At 42.3% G+C, this 20,678-nt stretch carries 18 protein-coding genes; 8 read left to right on the top strand and 10 right to left on the bottom strand.

The annotated features are described in order from the left end of the window. Nucleotides 1-162: 162 nt before the first annotated feature. Nucleotides 163-543, top strand: coding sequence for a hypothetical protein (locus LS482_RS11000; protein ID WP_233027583.1), 381 nt, complete (start codon nucleotides 163-165; stop codon nucleotides 541-543). Nucleotides 544-799: 256 nt separating this feature from the next. Then, nucleotides 800-1,234, top strand: a complete 435-nt coding sequence (locus LS482_RS10995; RefSeq protein ID WP_233027582.1) for a JAB domain-containing protein — start codon at nucleotides 800-802, stop codon at nucleotides 1,232-1,234. A 228-nt stretch (nucleotides 1,235-1,462) separates the two neighbouring features. Here the strand turns inward: LS482_RS10995 and LS482_RS10990 are convergent, their stop codons facing one another. Continuing rightward, nucleotides 1,463-1,699 (bottom strand): helix-turn-helix domain-containing protein, encoded by a 237-nt coding sequence (locus LS482_RS10990; protein ID WP_233027581.1) that lies wholly within the window; start codon nucleotides 1,697-1,699, stop codon nucleotides 1,463-1,465. A gap of 81 nt (nucleotides 1,700-1,780) precedes the next feature. Between LS482_RS10990 and LS482_RS10985 the strand changes: the two genes are divergently transcribed. From LS482_RS10985 to LS482_RS21695, 6 genes are all read left to right on the top strand, one after another. Then, nucleotides 1,781-2,731, top strand: coding sequence for a hypothetical protein (locus LS482_RS10985; protein WP_233027580.1), 951 nt, complete (start codon nucleotides 1,781-1,783; stop codon nucleotides 2,729-2,731). A gap of 111 nt (nucleotides 2,732-2,842) precedes the next feature. Beyond that, entirely contained in the window at nucleotides 2,843-3,244 is a 402-nt protein-coding gene (locus LS482_RS10980) for a lipocalin family protein (RefSeq protein ID WP_233027579.1), read from the top strand. 31 nt (nucleotides 3,245-3,275) lie between these two features. Further along, entirely contained in the window at nucleotides 3,276-3,770 is a 495-nt protein-coding gene (locus LS482_RS10975; protein WP_233027578.1) for a hypothetical protein, read from the top strand. A gap of 72 nt (nucleotides 3,771-3,842) precedes the next feature. Beyond that, the gene (locus LS482_RS10970; RefSeq protein WP_233027577.1) at nucleotides 3,843-4,205 is read left to right on the top strand and encodes a hypothetical protein; all 363 of its coding nucleotides are present in this window, start codon (nucleotides 3,843-3,845) and stop codon (nucleotides 4,203-4,205) included. A gap of 321 nt (nucleotides 4,206-4,526) precedes the next feature. Further along, the gene (locus LS482_RS10965; RefSeq protein WP_233027576.1) at nucleotides 4,527-4,991 is read left to right on the top strand and encodes a JAB domain-containing protein; all 465 of its coding nucleotides are present in this window, start codon (nucleotides 4,527-4,529) and stop codon (nucleotides 4,989-4,991) included. 10 nt (nucleotides 4,992-5,001) lie between these two features. Beyond that, nucleotides 5,002-5,130: a hypothetical protein gene (locus LS482_RS21695; RefSeq protein ID WP_302849308.1), complete on the top strand. Its 129-nt coding sequence runs from the start codon at nucleotides 5,002-5,004 to the stop codon at nucleotides 5,128-5,130. 346 nt (nucleotides 5,131-5,476) lie between these two features. On the opposite strand, the gene LS482_RS10960 is transcribed toward LS482_RS21695, so the two are convergent. The 9 genes from LS482_RS10960 to LS482_RS10920 form a co-directional block, all read right to left on the bottom strand. Then, nucleotides 5,477-6,859: an MBL fold metallo-hydrolase gene (locus LS482_RS10960; RefSeq protein WP_233027575.1), complete on the bottom strand. Its 1,383-nt coding sequence runs from the start codon at nucleotides 6,857-6,859 to the stop codon at nucleotides 5,477-5,479. A gap of 92 nt (nucleotides 6,860-6,951) precedes the next feature. Next, nucleotides 6,952-7,752: a sulfite exporter TauE/SafE family protein gene (locus tag LS482_RS10955; RefSeq protein WP_233027574.1), complete on the bottom strand. Its 801-nt coding sequence runs from the start codon at nucleotides 7,750-7,752 to the stop codon at nucleotides 6,952-6,954. A 105-nt stretch (nucleotides 7,753-7,857) separates the two neighbouring features. After that, the gene (locus LS482_RS10950) at nucleotides 7,858-8,490 is read right to left on the bottom strand and encodes a Crp/Fnr family transcriptional regulator (RefSeq protein WP_233027573.1); all 633 of its coding nucleotides are present in this window, start codon (nucleotides 8,488-8,490) and stop codon (nucleotides 7,858-7,860) included. 55 nt (nucleotides 8,491-8,545) lie between these two features. Continuing rightward, complete coding sequence (locus LS482_RS10945) at nucleotides 8,546-9,724, bottom strand: acyl-CoA dehydrogenase family protein (RefSeq protein ID WP_233027572.1); 1,179 nt, start codon at nucleotides 9,722-9,724, stop codon at nucleotides 8,546-8,548. 325 nt (nucleotides 9,725-10,049) lie between these two features. Further along, nucleotides 10,050-12,389, bottom strand: coding sequence for a GH92 family glycosyl hydrolase (locus tag LS482_RS10940; protein WP_437440996.1), 2,340 nt, complete (start codon nucleotides 12,387-12,389; stop codon nucleotides 10,050-10,052). 72 nt (nucleotides 12,390-12,461) lie between these two features. Then, a complete protein-coding gene (locus tag LS482_RS10935) occupies nucleotides 12,462-14,762 on the bottom strand; it encodes a GH92 family glycosyl hydrolase (RefSeq protein WP_233027571.1) in 2,301 nt (766 codons plus the stop codon). A gap of 120 nt (nucleotides 14,763-14,882) precedes the next feature. Next, nucleotides 14,883-16,388, bottom strand: coding sequence for a RagB/SusD family nutrient uptake outer membrane protein (locus tag LS482_RS10930; RefSeq protein WP_233027570.1), 1,506 nt, complete (start codon nucleotides 16,386-16,388; stop codon nucleotides 14,883-14,885). An 18-nt stretch (nucleotides 16,389-16,406) separates the two neighbouring features. Beyond that, nucleotides 16,407-19,475 (bottom strand): SusC/RagA family TonB-linked outer membrane protein, encoded by a 3,069-nt coding sequence (locus LS482_RS10925; RefSeq protein WP_233027569.1) that lies wholly within the window; start codon nucleotides 19,473-19,475, stop codon nucleotides 16,407-16,409. Between the two features lie 447 nt (nucleotides 19,476-19,922). Continuing rightward, entirely contained in the window at nucleotides 19,923-20,627 is a 705-nt protein-coding gene (locus LS482_RS10920) for a gluconate 2-dehydrogenase subunit 3 family protein (protein WP_233027568.1), read from the bottom strand. Nucleotides 20,628-20,678 lie beyond the last annotated feature (51 nt).

The raw sequence follows: 20,678 nt of genomic DNA, 5'->3' as shown, positions 1-20,678 counted from the left end.
CCCCCGCACTAAATACCCCCACTTATTTGAAGCAGGACACCAGTTCTTGCTGCCTATCACAAAACATTCAGATTTTTCATGCAACAGTTTCAAGGTGATAGCTGAAACTCTTAGTAGATTAGGATGTTTTATAGGCTTTGTTCAACTCAAAATTTTATACCAATGGTACGTATCATTAACTACAAACAAAGACAGGCAGAGGATGGAAGGGAGTTCTTTGTGTTGGAAATTTCAGGAGGAATTGAAATGGTGAGAAGTAAGGAAACAGGACATTTCTATGCTACTTCCAAGAAAACCAGCATTCCTTCCACCTTTGATGAGGAAACCTGTGCAGCCCTTATTGGGACAGAAATGCCTGGTCAGGTGGTTAGACAGGAAGTAGAGCCTTATTCTTATGTGGTGAAGGAAACAGGAGAGGAATTAACCCTGTCCCACAGGTGGGTTTATATCCCTGAAGAAGATGCTCCTTCACCCGAAAATGAACTTAGGGCTGATGTTAGTACATTCTCCCAAAATGGGCAGTATGCTGAATTAGCACAGTAGTTCTATTATTAATCATAGTGCTGAAGTGACAGAATAATGCAAAACTTTTTATTCGGGATATTCTTGACCACTTTATCTTGAAAACAAAAGTTTATGCAGAAAAGATCACTTTGGCACTTTTTTACTTTTTCCAGTGTTGGTTTCACACCTTATAGGGGTGTTTCCATGAATGGAATTTTATGTTGACCTTACATTTTGGTACAGGTACTATATAGTATCTCAACCAAGTTGTAAGGTCTTTTAAATTTTTACAACCATGAAAGTATGTGAAATCAATATATCCTATTCCAATGAGAATAAGGGCAGGGTTAAAATAAACAGCAGTAAAGACACTTACAGAGTAGCTTTGGATAACTGGAATATGAACACCATAGAATTACAGGAAGAAGCTAAAATCTTGCTTTTAAACAGGGCAGGTATAGTTACAGGCATATTCCACTTGTCTAAGGGAGGTATTACAACTTGTTATGTGGACTTGAAGTTGGTATTGAGTGTAGCCATAAAAGCAGTGGCTAGTGGTATTATTTTACTACACAATCACCCCAGCGGTAATTTACAGCCAAGTAAAGCTGATTTGCAGATTACAAGGAGGTTAAAATTAGCTACCAGCCTAGTAGATATAAGGCTGTTTGACCATTTGATTGTTACAAAGGAAGGATATTATAGTCTGGCCGATAACAAGGATTTGTAAATATTGCAGGTTCTGCAATATCTGCAAAGTTTGCAATTTATGTACGCGAGTATGTAGCTAAATTAGCTTAAAAACACATCTTTTTGACCTTAAACAAATTTTGCAGATAATAGTATTATAGCCAAATCTATTCCCTCTAATGTCTATGAGAAGTAACAAAATATGAATATTAGATGTTATGAAGAAAATACAAGGTAAGAAAGGCCGAAACTATCAAATAGCCAAATTTTAATCTTCAGGTAATTCTATATCCACTAACTCTCTAAGAGGGATTTCCAATGCACTGGCTATTTTGCATAGGGTGTATAGCGTAGGATTAGTTCTTCCTGATTCAATACGGGACACATTGGTAGTATCAAATTCACCCTGAATTTTACCTGCTAAATCTACCTGAGTAAGTCCTTTTTGCTCACGTAATTCCTGTATTCTTTTACCTGCAATTTTCAGTAATTCAGACTTTTCCATACTTGCCATTTTTGACAAGTCAAGAAATGGGTTATATTTGTTTTGTTTAATGCCATATATGGCAAGTTCTAATAATATTTTATGTTGGAAAAGCTATTAAATCAAAGACTTGTTCTGCTATCCATTATTCTGATTATGTCATGTAATGATGTTAAGAATAGCAAGAAAAAAGTTGATGCAAAATCAATAGTTAGGGATGAAAATTCTATAAATCCTAAGACAGAAAAATTAAAAAAATATCCTAAAAAAGACACAATATTTTTAGGTTTTAGATTGGGCATGTCTAAATCTGAATTTGATTCCCATTTAAAAGAGCTTATCAAAAAAGGAAAATTAAAACATTCCAATAACTCTATTCTGTACAGCTTGAATTTCAAAAGACAAATGCTACAAAATGAAGATGAATATCTGTTTAATGACAAGTATGCAAAAAAAGAGGTAGAGGTAGAGCCAGAAATAAAGGTTATTAATCTATCATATATAGGTGTTCTTAAACCCAAATTTGGAGATGAAAAATTATATGAATTAATATTAACCTTTAAAAATACCACCAACTTGAGAAGTCAATTTGCACTACCATATATCCTTGAAAACCTAATAAAAGATTATGGCTGTTTTAAAAACAGTAAGTTGGCAGAATATTCGTGTGCTATTAAGGAAAATGACACGGGTGGAAAAGAAACTAGACTTTATAGTAATGGAGGAGTGATAAGTGCTTTTAGAAGTATAAATTTAGAAAATCCAATGTACAAAGTAGATAAGGCACTTGAAGATAAATACTATAAATCTTTGATTGAAAATAACGAACAGAACGTTTCCTTTTATTGGTGGAATTTTTCAAATGGTTTTAAAATTTCAGTACGAGGAGAATATGGTTTACCAGGATCTGATCCTTTAGGTTCTAATAAAGTCCTTCTTAGTGAAAGGGAAATTGCACTAACATATTTAAGTAATAAAGACAAGAGGAATTATATAGGCAAACAAAAGGAAAAAGTAGATATAGAGAACAGCAATTCTGCTAGTGATTTTTAACACCAAATAACAAGCCTGTTAACTACTCTAAAGTTACAGGAAACATTTACTAAATACCACCATTCAGAAAATTATGAAAATTACTAAACAATAACCTTTAACATTTTAAATATGAAAAGAACTATTTACTTTCTGTTAATACTACAAGCCTGTTTAAGCCTTAGTTGTTCCAGTGATGATGATTCATCTAGTTCAAATGAAATATCTCAAAAACTAATGGGGAAATGGTATTTTAGTGATCCAGAGGTTAATGGGTATGACTATAATAATTTTTTCTCCTTTAGATCTAATTCAGAAGTTGCCTATTCTTATTCCGTAGATGAAGAAGTATTTGATTATGAGGTTGGAACCTTTAAAATAAAAGGTGATATACTAACAATGACTTTTCCTGAAGATGTAGAATTAGTTTATGTCCAAAAAGTAGTGTTTCTGGATGAGAATACTGTACAATTTGTGCAAGTAGAAGGTTCAAGTGAAGAACCTTATGACGGCACTTATTATAAAGCAGAGTAAAAGCTATACTCCGTATCAATTCATTAGTATTATGAAAAATAGTATTTTAAAAATATCACTATTCATTGCTGTAGTCTTTGGCTTATTTGGGTGCAAGACCAACAATGATAAAGAAATAGATCAAATTCCTTTTCCTTCTATGGATAATATGGAAGGAAGAGAGACACGCTTTAGAATAGATCCCGCTGACCTGTGTGAGCCTGAAACTTATGTTTCATTCATTGCTAATATAAATGAGGTACAGAGTGCAGGTATTGGTGTAGCACTAGCTAACTCTGAGGTGTATGACTCTTTTGAAGGACTATATCAGGTTGCAAATATCAATGACCTTTACCCTTTACTTGAACATGATTCCGTGGCAGTTAGGGTTTATGCTTATCTGGCCATTGTATTAAAAGATTCAACGCTTCGTGAGAGTGCCTGGGGTAAAATGAAAGGTAAAAAAGAGCTTGTTAGAACATTCTTTGCTTGTAAGAGAGATGAAAAACCCGTGGATATTGTAATTAATGACTGGATAGTTTACTAAATAAAAACCCACAGTAAAATTTTTGTGCAACCACCTCATTAAAAACAGGTGGTTTTTTTATACCCAATAATTATGGAAACAGATTTTATACCCTTTCAGATTGGGATGCAATATGATAACTGGGAATTTGATTTGGAGCCACTAGAATTGGCTGAATATTATGAAAAGTACGAGTACACCCGTGGAGATATAAAAGATGTCTTAGGTGTAGAAATAGAGCATATTTACCTGTATTTCAAACTGGATATTTTATTCCGGGTAGAAATTGTATTTAAGCCTTTAAATCCAGTTAACCAATTCATTAGCCTAGCCGCTATACTGGAGGCAAAATATGATAAGGAGGCATCATATTTCCATAATGGATCAATCATTCTACAAAAGAGTTGGCAATATCCAGAGAAACACTTGGTATTACAATATCATACAAAGACCTAACTTATTGTATTTAAGCCCTCACACAATTAATTCTCCTTCATTATGTTGCCACTTTTAACCCTAAGTTCTAACTAAGGATATGAGAAATATTTTGATTACCAATTTTGATAATAGCGGAGAAAATATAATGGTCTTTACCAACAGTGAAACTGCACATAGTATTAAAAACAAGATAGATACAAAACGAGTATGGTACAATGATATTTTTGAAGTACCTGACAGTGAAAGGCAATACTATCTTTATGAGCCTTGCTATTTGAATGATTAACCATTGGAAGGTTGTCAGCCCAGACAGCCTTTTTTAATTTATGATACTTGTATATGGAAGAATTAAAAGAAGTCGCAGAAGTGACCATAAGTTATAAGCCCAATATAAAGCCGAACAAGAGGGTACAAATTAAATCTCCAAAAGATCTCCAGCAATTACTTGTAAATTTTATAGGAGTAGACAAAATAGAATATCGGGAGGTGTTTTGCGTAGTCCTGTTGGATAAGACTTTAAAAATATTGGGCGTTATAAAAATTTCAGAAGGAGGAACAACTGGAACCGTTGTAGACCCTAAAATAGTATTTCAGGTTGCTTTAAAGGCTAATGCAAACCAAATCGTTTTATGCCACAATCATCCCAGTGGGCAACTTTTACCAAGTGGGGCAGATATACAAATCACCAAGAGAATTATACGAGCAGGCAAAGTATTAGGTATAGCTGTACTTGATCATTTAATTGTATCTGCTCATGGCATTTATTCGATGCATTCTGAAAACGATGTAAAGTTTTATCACTAAAAGGCTTTCTATGGTACAGTATGAAATATATTGGAATGATCTTACAGAAGAAGCCCAGGAGAGACTAAAGAGGCTATATCACGAAAATATTGATATATCTCCTTTGGCTATTGTTGAAATAGAAGAAAGTGAAAATTGAGTTACAGACAGAACACCACTCTATAGGACAAATCATTTTTTTTTGATTTATCTCGCTTTTTATTTACCTTAATCCCCATTAATATATTTAGCAAATAACAAAAAAAGAAATAATAATCACACGCATTTTTATTGACTTACCGAATATTAAACCGAATATATTTAGCCATTTTTTAAGCTATTTCCAAGACTTAAATAACTGATTATCAAAGTAAAAACAATCTAAAGCTAAATTCAAAATCCGGTTCTTTCGGGAGTGGGGGTTCGATTCCCCCCCGAGGTACGAAAAAACCCTGTGAAATGCTTGTTTTACAGGGTTTTGTTTTTCAAATCATTAATGACAAAAGCTATCCGTTTATTCCTGCCTGTTTAATTGCTCCGAACCCTCCGGAAATATCGGCAAAATTATGGATGCCCCTGCTCTTTAATATCGAAGCCGCAATCATCGACCGATAGCCTCCCGCACAGTGGATATAAAATTTTTCGCCTTCCGGGAATTCCCTCAAATGGTCGTTTATATAATCCAGCGGGGTTAGATGAGCGCCTTCTACATGGCCTTCTTCATACTCGGTTTCCTTGCGAACATCAAAGACCTGCACCTTATTTTCTTTCAGCATTTTTATCAATTCTTCTGCTCCAACGGAATTTACCGTATCGTATTCCCTGTTAGCTTCTTTCCATGAAGCGAACCCGCCTTTCAGATATCCCAATGTGTTATCAAAACCCACACGGGAAAGTCGTGTTACCGTTTCTTCTTCCCTTCCTTCAGGAGTAACCAACAGAATGGGCTGGGTCGTATCCATAATCAGGGCACCCACCCAAGGAGCAAAACTTCCGTCTATCCCGATAAAAACAGACCTGGGGATATGTCCTTTTTCAAAATCGGACTGATGGCGTACATCCAGCACAACAGCCCCGGTTTTATTGGCCAGCACTTCAAATTCCGAAGGAGACAGTGGTTTGGCTCCGCGTTCCAACACCTCATCTATATCGGCATAACCTTCCTTGTTCATCCTAACGTTATGCGGAAAATATTGTGGAGGTGGCAGGAGGCCTTCAGTCACTTCCTTAATGAATTCTTCCCGTGTCATATCCTCCCGAAGCGCATAGTTCATCTTTTTCTGGTTTCCGAGGCTATCGACAGTTTCCTTCATCATATTCTTGCCACATGCCGAACCTGCTCCGTGACCGGGATACACGATAACGTCATCACCAAGAGGCATTATTTTCCGCCGCAAGCTGTCATAGAGCATCCCCGCCAGTTCTTCCTGGGTAAGATGGGCTGCTTTTTGTGCCAGGTCGGGCCTGCCCACATCTCCGAGAAACAATGTATCACCGCTAAAAATGGCATGGTCTTTCCCGTCTTTGTCCTTCAGCAGATAGGTTGTACTCTCCATGGTATGTCCCGGAGTATGCAATACTGCTATGGAAACTTCCCCCAGGGGAAATTCCTGTCCGTCCTCTGCGATAACGGCATCAAAGTCCGGATTGGCCGTCGGACCGTAAACGATCGGCGCTCCCGTTTCCTTTGACAATGTGATATGACCACTTACAAAATCGGCATGGAAATGGGTCTCAAAAATGTATTTGATCTTCGCCCCGTTTTTCGTTGCCTTGTCAATATAAGGCTGTACCTCCCTGAGCGGGTCTATGATCGCCACCTCACCCTTGCTCTCTATGTAATAAGCGCCCTGGGCAAGGCATCCAGTATATATCTGTTCTACTTTCATTGCAATAAAATTTAATCTGTCTCTTAAACGTTCATGAATCGGGCCAAATTACAACCCAAATAGCTTATCTTTAATGATCTTTATCACTTCGTTTATAATTTCATAAATTCTTCTACCAAAATATACACGCCCATTACCAATACAAACCAGCCAAAACCCTTTTTCAGTTTTTTACCGTCCGCACGATTAGACAGGTAACTTCCGGCAAATATTCCGAAAATGGATATCCCGGAAAACAACAGCAGTAAATCCCAGTCTATTTGCATTACACCGACATCACCGGCAAAACCCACAAGGGAGTTAATAGAAATGATAAGCAGGGATGTGGCCACCGCCTTTTTCATGGGGAGTTTTGCAAAAAGTACCAGGGCAGGGATGATGAGAAATCCACCGCCCGCACCTACAAAACCGGCAATAACCCCTACCAGTATACCTTCCAGAAAAAGGATATGATAATGATAATGAGATACATTGGTAAGAATATTCCTTTTTTTATTTCGAAGCATGGAAACGGAGGTAATGAGCATCACTACGGCAAAAAAGACCATAATAACATGGTCTTTGGTCACCACTATTTCACCAACGGAAAATAAATTTTCAGGAATGGCCGGCATAACAAACCTTCGCATGATATACACCACTACGAAAGCAGGAAAAGCAAAAACAAAGGCCGTCCTTACCTGTACCAGTTTTTTCCGCATATTGATAAAAGCACCGATCAGTGAAGACACCCCCACTACAAAAAGTGAATACCCCGTGGCGGTAACAGGGTTAATCCCCATCAGGTATACCAGGACCGGAACCGTAAGGATAGAGCCGCCGCCGCCTATCAACCCCAAAACAATGCCTATTAAAAAAGCCCCTATAAAACCTGATATGTGGAGAATATCCATATGCTGCTCTTACAATTTGTTACAAAAGTAGGATATTCAAAAGAGCTGATCGGTAACAAAGGTTACATGACGGTACAGCAAGACCAATAGGTATTTATAAATACGTTACAACTCAATGACCTTTATGCTATTTCTGAACAACTGTATTTTTCCCTGATTTTCCAGTTTTTTCAATAACCGGGATATAACTACCCTGGATGTATTCAGGTCTTGTGCTATTTCCTGATGCGTGGTTTGAATAACATCGTCGTGGGTTATCATGGCCTTGTCCCGGAGGTGCCTGAGCAAGCGTTCGTCCATTTTCATAAAAGCAATGGAATCGATAGTGTCGAGCATTTCCATAAGCCTGTCGTGATAACTCTGGAGGATAAACTGCCGCCAGCTCTTGTAAGTGGCCATCCAGCTTTCCATTTTTTCCACGGGGATCATCACAAGCGTAGTACCGGTTTCGGCAACTGCACGAATTTCGCTTCTGGCCATTCCTACACAGCATGACAGGGTCATGGCACAGGTATCTCCTCTTTCGATAAAATAAAGCACCAGTTCATTGCCTTTTTCGTCTTCACGGAGAATTTTTATGGCCCCTTCGAGAATAAGCGGCATGCCCTTAATGGGCTCCCCGATATCCATAAGCTGAAATCCTTCGGGTACTTTTTTTAATACTCCTACCCGGCTTATATCCTCAAGAAGAGGGGCTTCGAACAGGTAACCGTAATTTTGTTTTAAGGCTTCAATCATAGCCCGAAGATAATCAATAATGACTTGTCTGCCGGCAAAAAGGAAAACACGATTTTTACTTAAAGGCAGTAAATCCCGTAATATCGGCCCCGGTAATGAGCAGGTGGATATCGTGCGTCCCTTCATAGGTAATCACACTCTCCAGGTTCATCATGTGGCGCATAATGCTGTATTCCCCGGTGATGCCCATACCACCGAGCACCTGCCTGGCCTCACGGGCAATTTTTATGGCCATTTCCACATTATTCCGCTTGGCCATTGATATTTGGGCAGAAGTTGCCTTTCCTTCATTTCGCAATACCCCGAGCCTCCAGGCCAATAACTGTGCTTTTGTGATCTCCGTGATCATTTCGGCCAGTTTCTTTTGCTGTAACTGGGTGGCTGCAATGGGTTTATCAAACTGTATGCGTTCTTTTGCATACCGAAGGGCTGTATCATAACAGTCCATAGCTGCGCCAATAACACCCCAGGCTATACCATAACGGGCAGAATCCAAGCACCCGAGGGGAGCTCCCAGTCCGCTTTTACCAGACAACAAATTTTCTTTAGGCACTTTTACATTATCAAATATAAGTTCTCCCGTTGCCGATGCCCTCAGCGACCATTTATTATGAGTTTCAGGCGTGGAAAAACCTTCCATACCCCTTTCCACGATAAGACCGTGTACTCTTCCTGCTTCATCCTTGGCCCAGACAATGGCTATATCGGCAAAAGGGGCATTGGATATCCACAGTTTGGCTCCGTTCAGTAATAAATAATCGCCCTTATCCTTAAAATTGGTCACCATTCCTCCCGGGTTAGAGCCGAAATCCGGTTCCGTGAGCCCAAAGCAGCCCATAAATTCACCCGATGCCAGTTTGGGCAGGTATTTTTTGCGTTGTTCTTCCGTTCCGTATTTCCATATCGGGTACATGACCAATGAAGACTGTACGGATGCCGTGGAACGGATACCACTGTCCCCTCTTTCGATCTCCTGCATGATAAGCCCGTAGCTGATCTGATCCATACCTGCGCCGCCATATTCCTGGGGGATATACGGACCGAAAGCACCGATCTCGGCCAATCCACCGATAATTTGTTTCGGGAATTCCGCACGCTGGGCATAATCTTCTATGATGGGGGATATTTCCCGTTTTACCCAATCGCGTGATGCAGAACGCACCAGTTTATGTTCTTCGGACAGCAAATCATCCAGTTGATAGTAATCCGGAGCTTCAAAGAGGTCTGGTTTCATCTGTTTTCTTTTTATTGTTTTTCAACGGTCATGCTTCGACAAGCTCAGCACAGGAATGGAACCTTTGATGTTCAAAACAATCATTACCTTGTTCATTTAAAGATTATTTTAAACATGTCGGTTTCATGACAGTATTTTAAGTTACCCTCCAAATATATTTAATGAAATATAACATAACAAGATTTATTTGTTATATTTTTAAATTCAGGTTTTAACAGTCCGGGAACTATTTAATTTTTCGAGATGTGTTGCATTATACTCAACTGGTGCTCGTTTGAGTGTAATGGGAACGAGCACCAGTGAGTGAGTGAAGGTAAAACTGTACCTATTTATACAGCGCTTTATTCGGCTTATCGGTCATATAAAAAGTAAGTGTGCCACCTTTTAATAGGTCGCTATGCTTGATAAACGGTTTTTTCAGTGGTTCTCCGTTAAATTCCACACGTTCTACAAAAACATTTTCTTCGGACTGGTTTTCAGCAGTGATTTCAAGGATATTGCCATTCTCCATACGGATATCGGCGTGCTTTACTGCCGGGCTGCCCAGGGCATAATCTTCGGAACCCGGAGCCACAGGATAGAATCCGAGACTGCTGAAGATATACCAGGCGCTCATCTGCCCGAAATCGTCATTACCGCCCAGGCCATCGGCTCCGGTCTGGTACATCGCCTTTAATATCATTCGTATTTTATCCTGTGATTTCCACGGGGTATCGGTCCAGTTGTACAGGTATACCACATGATGAGAAGGTTCGTTGCCGTGTACGTAGTTACCGATAATCCCTTCCCTGGAAATGTCTTCTGTCTTTGCAAAATACTTGTCGGGGAGTTCCATAGTAAAGAGGGAATCCAACCGTTCGGAAAAACGTGCTTTTCCGCCCATCATTTCGATCATCGTTCCGGGCGCATGCGGAACGTACAGGCTATAGTTCCAGGAGTTGCCTTCTATAAATCCCTGTCCGTGGGTATCCAGCGGGTCAAATTCTTTTTTGAAACTGCCGTCACTGAGTTTCGGACGCATAAAACCGGATGCCTTGTCATAGACATTTTTATAATTTTCAGATCGTTTCATGAATTCTTCATAAATATCGTCTTTCCCCAGTTTCTTCGCCGCCTGTGCAATGGCCCAGTCGTCATAAGCATATTCCAGTGTCTTGGAAACGGAAGCGCCGTTCTTATCTTCGGGTACGTATCCCATATCCATGTAATACTGCAAGCCGTCGTAATATCCGGTGCGGGCTGTTTGTACGCAGGCTTCCAGTGCGCGTTCCACATCAAAACCGGTATTCCCCTTTACAATGGCATCGGCAATGACCGATACGCTGTGATAACCGATCATACACCAGTTCTCATTGGCATAATGAGACCAGACGGGGAGCATGGAATGTACGCTTTGATCGTAATGGGCCAGCATGGACTGTACCATATCCGAATTCCTTTCGGGTTGCATCAGGTTGAATAAGGGGTGTAAAGCCCTGTAGGTGTCCCAAAGTGAGAAACTGGTATAATTGGTAAACCCGTCTGCCTGATGGATGTTCATGTCCAATCCGCGGTACTTACCGCTCACATCCATGTATTCGGTGGGCCCAAGAAAAGCGTGGTACATGGCCGTATAAAAGTTGACCATGTCTTCTTCTGAATCGGTTTCTACCAAGGCTTTGTTCAATTCCCTGTTCCACAATTCCCGGCCTTCCCGTTTTACTTTATCAAAATCCCAGTGCGGGATCTCGGCTTTCATATTGGCCAGGGCTCCCCGGGTACTTACAGGAGAGATTGCAAATTTTATTTTGATCTTTTCACCTTCTTCCGTTTTAAAATCAAAATATGTCCTTATTTGCTCTCCGGCCATTTCGGGAAAGTTCTCGGACTGATCAAACTTTCTCCAGAAGCCTTTGTACACATTGTCGTCATAATTAGCCTGCCCGTATTTTACGAACGGTTTGCTGAACGCCATGGCAAAATATACTTTACGCGTACGCGCCCACCCGTTGGTTTGCCGGTAACCGGTAACCAGGGTATCGTTTTCTACCCGTACGAAGGTCCATACGTTTTTTTCGTCATAATTGTAAATACCGGACATCAGATCGAGTACAATATGGGCATCATCCGATTCGGGAAATGTATACTGATGCATACCTACCCTGCTGCTGGCTGTCAGTTCGGCCTTTATGCCATAATCTTCCAATTCCACACTGTAATACGCCGGTTCGGCGGTTTCATTATCATGGGAAAAGGTGGAACGGTATCCGGACTCCGGATGTTCTTCCGTCCCGGGGTTTATTTGTAATTCACCAACAGTAGGCATCACCAGAAAGTCCCCGAGGTCGGAATGCCCGGTACCGCTGAAATGGGTATGACTAAAGCCTACGATAGTCTTGTCGTCATACTGGTAACCGGCGCAATATTTATAGACATCCGGGTTGTATTTGCCATTTACGGCATAGGGAATGGTATCCGTATCCGGACTTAACTGTACACTTCCGAAAGGTACGGTGGCCCCGGGATAGGTATGCCCCATTTTGGCCGTGCCTATCATGGGGTCTACATAACGGGTGAGGTCTTGCATAGAGATATGCTCTTCTGTTCCGGTCTTTGTCACCTCTTTTTGATCTGCTTTATCCGTACAACCTAAGAATAATGTGGAGATCACTGCCAAAAGCACCATCCATCCCGGTTTATTGATGGAATGAACATGTAACCTTTTTCGTTTTATTTCACTTTTCAACATATTTTCCGGTTATTGATTAGACAGGGAATACGGAAAATCCGATTTTTCTGTTCCCCGCTTTTTATTCGGTGTATCAGACATTTCCACATCGATAACGGCACCTTTCATCAGGGCTTTATGGCTCAGCCAGTTTTTGGTGTATTCCTTACCGTTAACGTTCATTTTATGAATATACCTGTTGGTATCACTGTTCTCCGGGGCATTGATCACCACTTTGTTTCCGTTTTGAAGGTGCAGGGTCATTTTCTTAAACAAGGGTGCTCCCAGCACATATTCATCGGTTGCCGGGCATACGGGGTAGAATCCCATAGCAGAGAATACGTACCAGGCTGAGGTTTGCCCGTTATCTTCATCACCACAGTAGCCATCCGGGGTGGGTCTGTACATCCTGTTCATGGTTTCCCGTACCCAATGCTGTGCTTTCCAGGGTTCACCGGCATAGTTGTACAGGTATATCATATGCTGAATGGGCTGGTTGCCATGTGCATACTGCCCCATATTGACGATCTGCATTTCCCGTATTTCGTGTATGACACCGCCGTAATAGCTTTCGTCAAAAACAGGAGGCAATGAAAAGACCTTGTCCAGTTGGCCCGTAAATTCTTCCTTACCGCCCATCAGGTCTATAAGTCCCTGAATATCGTGGAATACCGACCAGGAGTAGTGCCAGCTGTTGCCCTCCGTAAAGGCATCGCCCCACTTAAACAGACTGAAGGGCGCCATAAATTTGCCATCCTCATTTTTTCCACGCATCAGTTTAGTTTCGGGATCGAAAAGGTTCTTGTAATTTAAACTTCGTTTTTTAAAGATTTCGATTTCCTTTTTCGGTTTACCCAGGGCTTTTCCGAGTTGGTATATACTGAAATCGTCATAGGCATATTCCAGCGTCCTTGCGGCATTTTCATTGATCCCGACATCATAGGGCACATAGCCCAGTTTGTTGTAGTATTCCACTCCGGCACGGCCTACGGCGGTAAGAGGTCCGGCATTATTGGCACCATGTACGACGGCTTCCCACAGGGTTTCTATGTCATATTTATGTTTTCCGTCAATTTTCAGGTAAGCATCGGCAACCACGGATGCGGAATTGTTCCCTACCATTACGTTCCGGAGCCCGGGGCTTGCCCATTCAGGTAGCCACCCGCTTTCTTTATAGGCATTGGCCAATCCTTCCTGCATCTGAGCATTAAGTTCGGGGTACATGAGGTTCAGGAAAGGGAACAGGGAACGAAACGTATCCCAGAAACCGGTATCGGTAAACATATAACCGGGCAATACTTTTCCATTGTATGGGCTGTAATGTACCACATCGCCGTTCTCATCATATTCGAAGAATTTCCGGGGGAACAAGAGGGAGCGATAAAGGCAGGAATAGAAGGTACGCATTTGCTCTACGGTACCGCCTTCGGGTTTTATACGGCCCAGTTCCTCGTTCCAGATGTCCCTTCCTTTTTTCTTTACGGTATCAAAATCGTCACCGCCTATTTCTTCCAGGTTGCGTGTTGCCTGTTCATGACTGATAAAAGAGGAAGCCACCCTGGCGTTGACTTTTTCTCCCTTTTTGGTTTTGAACCCGATAACGGCACCGACATGGTTAGCTTCCATTTCCAGGGCATCACCGAGTTGATCGCCATTAAATGTATTCGTTACCTCAAATTCCTTGTCGAATTCTATAACGAAATAGTTTTTAAAATTATCCGGCACCCCTCCGCTGTTCTTCGTGGTATACCCGATAATCTTATTTTCACCGGGGATGATCTTTACGTAAGAACCTTTGTCCAGTGCATCAATTACTACATAGGCACTGTCTGTTTCAGGAAAAGTAAAACGGAAACGTGCGGCCCTTTCAGTGGGTGTGATTTCTGTGATGACATCGTGATCGGCCAGGTAAACACTGTAATAGTAAGGCTTAACTTTTTCCGATTTATGCGAAAACCAGCTGGCGCGATCGTCTTCATTGAAACGCAATTCGCCTGTAACAGGCATCAAGGCAAACTGGCCGTAATCGTTCATCCAGGGGGAAGGCTGGTGGGTTTGCTTGAACCCCCTTATTTTATCAGCAGTATACATATAGGCCCAGCCATCGCCCATTTTCCCGGTCTGGGGAGTCCAGAAGTTCATTCCCCAGGGAAGCGCTATGGCAGGATACACATTACCGTTGGACAGGCTGTATTTGGAATCGGTTCCCATAAGCGGGCTTGCCCAGTCTACAGGATTATCCACCTGGTCCACCATCACGGTTTGTGCCTGCGTCCACTGAAACAGGGTAACAACGGTGAAAAGAATTGTTGTTAAAGATTTCTTTTTCATAGGAGGTTTTTAAAAATTCAGATTAAAAATACGGGTAAATATTGAAAACACACGAGTGTTTTTGACGGTGCTTAAAACCAAAAAAGGCCGCCCTGTTACAGGCAGCCTTTTTTTAATTTATTACCACCCGGGGTTTTGGGTCAGTTTCGTATTGTTACTAATCTCTCTCTGCGGGATGGGGAACAGGAGGTATTTTTCGGTCAAAGTTTCTCCGTAAGAGAATTCGTGTCCGACAAAATCCTCCCATTGCCCTGTTTCCAGATCGAGGGCCTTCCTTCTTCTCACCATATCAAACCAGGTCTTGTTTTCGAAAGCGAGTTCATGGAAACGCTCTGTCCAGATATCTTCGCGGGATACGGAAGCGTCGAATTCGGGGAGTTCTGCTCTTCTCCTTACCTTATTTACGGCTTCGAGTACTTCTGCAGTAGGCCCATATGCTTCGAGTCCGGCTTCGGCATAGGTGAGCAATACCTCGGCATAGCGGAAGAACGTAAAGTTCAGGTCGTTCTGTGCTGTGCTCAACACGGCTTCTTCATTGAAATACTTGAAAATATACGTGCCTCCAAATTCAACGATCTCATCCGGGTCGTCAATGGAAGGATACTCGGTATAATAGAATTCCTGTTCTTCTACTCGCTTGTCGCCTGTCTCATGAGAGTTTATAAAGGCATTGGTTGGATACATTACACCATATTCATCAGAGAAAACTGAAATACCTTTTGATCTTGGCAGTAGCCACGGTGTAAGTCCGTTAGTAATATTGGCTCCTGCGGAATACTGGTTCTGGAAAATGAATTCCCCTCTATTCTGAAAACTCTTATCGTGGAGCTTGTCATAATCGTCAAACAAACTGTAACCACCTGCATCTATAACCTCCTTCGCTTTATCGGCTGCCATTTCATAATATTCGTTCCCTGCCTGCAACGGATAGCCTGCCATGGTAAGATATACACTGGAAAGCAGTGTTTTTACCGCACCGGTACTTACCCTTCCTGTATTGTCCGTATCGGGCAATCCGGATGCTTCGGCATCCAGCAGGTCCTGAACAATAACATCATAAACTTCTGTCTGAGCAGTTCTTTCGGGATACAGCAATTCGGAGTTGGCATCTACGGGTTCCAAAATAAGCGGAACATCCCCGAATATACGCACCAGGTTAAAATAATTAAATGCCCTCATAAATTTGGCTTGTCCAATCAGTTTTTGCTTATCGGCCTCATTCATTTCAATATCCGGAATCCTTTCTATGGCCAGGTTGGCATTGGCAATCGATCTGAACGACCGCTCCCACCAGTAGATAAGATAATTATTTTCGGCATTGGAAGTGAGACTACGAAGGTCCCTGTTGGCCTGGCTCTGTCCTACTTCGGTATTTAAAAGCCCCGTAGGGAATTCCAGCATCATAAAGGGACTTTCCCCATAGGTTCCCGATCCGTCAGAAACAAACCGCAATTCGGTATAAAGCGTGTTTATGGCTGCCTCGGCGTGTTCCGGGGTCTGGAAATAGTTCTCCTGCGTGTAGTCGGACTTGTTTTCTTCATCCAGAAAATCCGAGCACGAGCTCCCCAATAGTAAAGCTATACTACCGAGCGCTGCAATATATGTATGTTTGTTTATAAATTTCATCGCTTCTGATTTTTTAGATTAAAAACTTACGTTGATCCCCAGGGTATACGTTCGGGGTTTCGGGTAATCGAAAAAAGTAATACCCTGTGCAAAAGCATCTCCGTAGGTTGTTACTTCCGGATCATATCCGGAATAATCGGTGATCAGGAAAAAGTTTTGCAGGGAAGCATATACTCTTAATTGTCCCAGTTTAAATTTATCGAGTACATCTGCGGGAAAGTTATATCCCAGGATCAGGTTTCGCCCGCGGATAAAAGACCCGTCTTCTACCATCCTGCTGTCTACTGTAGAAGTGTAGTAGGAATTAGAAGGCCTGTTTTCAGCAATCATGGTATTCTGGTTTTCCGGGGTCCATCCGTTCAATACGGTGGCATAACTGTTGGCCTGTCCCGTCCTGTCTTCACCGGAGTGCCTGGACAGGTTAAGGATATCGTTTCCGTACATAAACTGCAGGTCCAGCGTGAGGTCCAGGTTTTTGTAGCGGAACGTATTGTACAATGACCCGAAGCCGTCTGCATACCCGTTCCCGAGGATGACCCGGTCGGCATCATTGATCTGACCATCATTATTCATATCGGTATGTTTTATGTCACCCGGTAATGCCCCGTATTGTGCAGCCTGTTCTGCTTCGTTAGCTCCCCAGGTGCCTTCCCTTACCAAACCGTAGAAAGAACCTACGGATTCTCCCACTCTCAGGACGTTGGTATTGGACAGAAACCACGGTCCGGGGAAGATATCATCATCTGCTTCTCCCAGCGCCAGTATCTCGTTTTTGTTTACGGAGATATTAAAGCTGGTGGTCCACATAAAGTTTTCCGTTTCTATGTTTCTCGTATTCAACGTAATCTCAAACCCTTTGTTTTCCATACTACCTATATTGGTATAGATGCTGGAATATCCGCTGGAAGTAGGCACGGGGGCATCCAGCAACATATCGGTAGTCTTTTTGTAATAGAAATCGGTTTCCAGTTTAATACGGTCATCAAAGAACCCGAATTCCAGACCGGCATCAAACTGGGCTGTTTTTTCCCATTTCAGGTCAGGATTGGAGAGTGTTCCTATTCCTACACCTGAAGCCCGGTCTCCTCCAAGAATCGCTGTATTTGACGACATACTGGCAAGGGACTGGTATACCCCGATCTCGGAGTTCCCGGTTTCCCCGAAACTGGTCCTGAATTTTAAGTTGGACAGCACGTGACTGTCTTTGAGAAAATCTTCTTCTGATATTTTCCAGGCAAAGGCAGCGGAAGGGAAGAAGGCCCTTTTCTGATCCTGACCGAACTTGGAAGAACCGTCGAGACGACCAGTTACCGTAAACAGATATTTGTTCATCAAGGTATAGTTTACTCTTGCAAAATATGAGTTCATGGCCCATTTATAGGTCTCCGACTGCGGGGTAGTGGGATTTGCCCCGACTTCCAGGTTGTTCCACTCGTAAAAGTCGTCTGTAAATCCTCTTGTACCGGCACGACTCCTGAAATAGTCATACTGTTGCCATCCCAATCCGGCCATGGCAGTTAAAGAATGGTTTTCGTTAAACGCCTTGGTATAGGTCAGGTAATTTTCAAACTGCCAGTAGTTCGTCCTGGTGTTTTGTGCCCAGGCTTCCCCGTCGTAATCAGCACTTAACTGGCGCAGGTCCTTTCCGGAATACCAGTTTTCCTGTATGTTCTGAATGTTCATTCCCAGGCTGGTTTTGAGTTCCAGTCCTTCCGCCAGACTGATGGCAGCACTTACATCACCCAAAACACTTTGGGTTTTGTGTATGTTCTTTCTGTTTTTTAACAGGTTAACAGGGTTTTCACCACCTTCCATGTTCGGATAGTCGGCATTGGTCCCCCAGGCCCCGTCTTCATATTTCACCGGAATAATGGGCAGGGTTTCCACGATCATCCTCAAAGGGGTAAGTCCTCCTACGGAACCGTCTACCCTGTTTTCTTCGATATGATTAAAAGTTATTCCCCCGCTTACCTTAAGCCAGTCTTTGACCTGACTGTCCATTACAAACCTTCCGGAGTAACGCTTCAGGTATGATTCTTTAATAACCCCTTCCTGATCTGCATAGTTAAGGAATACACCATAAGAGTTCTTTTCGTTCCCCCCCGTAAATGAGAGGTTATGGTTCTGGGTGATGGCTGTACGCATGGCTTCATCCTGCCAGTCCGTATCATACAAGGGATTTCCGTTTTCGTCAAAAAGCCGGGGATCGTTCCTGTACTCCATCGGGTTTTCATACTTGCCTTCGTTCCAGCCTTCCGGATCATACTTTTGGGCATTATTGTAGGAGTTCATTTCCACCTGTAAAAACTCATCGGCATTAAGCACATCGAGTTTATTGGCCAGCTCCCCGACACTTATAAACGTATTATAGGTTACTCGCCCGCCATCCTTACCACCCCGTTTGGTAGTAATGATAATAACACCATTCGCCCCCCTGGCACCGTATATTGCCGTTGCGGAAGCGTCTTTCAATACTTCCATAGACTCAATATCATTGGGGTTCAGGTAATTGATCGGCCCTGCCCCGATAACACCGTCTACTACATACAGGGGGCCGTTACTGGCATTGATGGAGTTATTACCACGTATCCTTACGTTAGTGTTTCCCCCTGGCCGACCAGAATTAGTCGATACGTTAACCCCTGCAGCCCTACCTGCCAGTGCCTGTTCAGGGTTGGTTACCGGTGCTTCCTGCAGTGATTTACTGCTTACCGTGGAGACAGCTCCGGTTACGTCCGATCTTTTCTGGGTTCCGTAACCTACCACCACCACTTCATCCAATGCCTGGGCATCTTCCTGAAGGGTTACATTGATCGTACTTCTGCCATCTACGGCCACCTCATAGTTTTTAAACCCGATATAACTAAAGACCAGAACGGCGTCTTCAGCCACGCCCGAAAGAGTATAGTTACCGTCAAAGTCGGTCTGGGTTCCGTTGGTGGTCCCCTTTACCACAATGTTTGCCCCGGGTAAAGGTCCGACTGCATCAGACACGGTTCCGGAAACCGTTACCTGGGCCTGTGCTACCCCGACAACACAAAACAGGGCCGAAAAAAACACAAGCTTTTTCATTAAAATTGTCTTCATAAATGCTGATTTAGTTTAGAATTAAGTTTTTAAGCTGCACACCGTTTTTTATGCATTTTTTTAAGAAAAACGCTAAAACGTTTTAGCGATCAAATAAAAAATTTTAGCGCTGTTTTTTCCCGCTTTTCGGGACTTACGCCAAAACAAGAATTAACACTTTATTAGCACGGTGCTATTTTACGAAAAAAAATCTATCTCGCAAAAAAGGACTTTTTTATTTATGATTTCCATAAAATTTAATTGTTAAAACCGGAAGGTTATCATATTCGCTTCCATTAGTCCCTTTGCAAAACAGCTTTTAAAATTGCCTTAATTTACTGCTGTTTGTCAGTTCTCCGACAACATAGAGGTAAAAAGTCGGCCGCAGACAAAAGATCTACGGCAGACTTTAACAAAACAATCTAAAACATGAAAAAATTTCTCCGTAGATCCGGAGAAATTGATTTTTTATATTTTATAATTCTCCCAATCCATAATCTCTCCCCTTTCCTCCGGTTTTATACTCTGTTGCAGCATCTTTTCATCATAAGCCATTCCGTGTTTGTCCAGCACAGCTTGTGGAACCCCGTCCCATACATTAGGCGTATTTCCAACATACCCCAGATCTTTAATCCCTATCTGGCTGGTGTAAAATCCGGTAGCCACCAGGTTTCTGATCCTAGAAAAGAACACGCTTCCCTGGTAGTATTCAGGCTTTACTTCTTCCGGATAAGCTATATCCTCTATTACGGCCTTCCTTTCTTCTTCCGAACAGGAAACGAACTGTTTATTGTATCGTTGGCTGCTTTCACGGTCCAGCCACATCAATCCTCCCCTCAGGGGAACCTGGTGTTCGGGAATGTCCTTCACAATAAACTCTATAAATTCCGGCACCCCGGCATCTGTAGCAGAACCCGAAGTTTCATCTGCAGGGATAATAATATCTGCCAGGACGGCAATAGTAGCCATTTCGTGTTCCGTAAAAAAGGTCTTGCTTTTCAGTTCGGCATCGCGCGCCACTTCTTCAGGGGTACGGCCATAGCCTTTCCCGTTGTCTTTATTTTCCGGGGCAACTTGTTTCGGTTTTTCTTCACCCGGCATGCAGCCGTGAAGCACAAATCCGGACGCCACGCCGCCAATGACCAGGGTTTTTATGGTTTCTCTTCTGTCCATTTGTTTTGTGTTGGGTTATTAGGTTATTCAGTTATTGGGTTATTAAGTGAC

It is taken from the genome of Sinomicrobium kalidii, from assembly GCF_021183825.1.
GTDB lineage: Bacteria > Bacteroidota > Bacteroidia > Flavobacteriales > Flavobacteriaceae > Sinomicrobium > Sinomicrobium kalidii.
The sequence above is the reverse complement of the archived record's forward strand: the minus strand, read 5'-3'. Positions and strand labels throughout refer to the sequence as shown.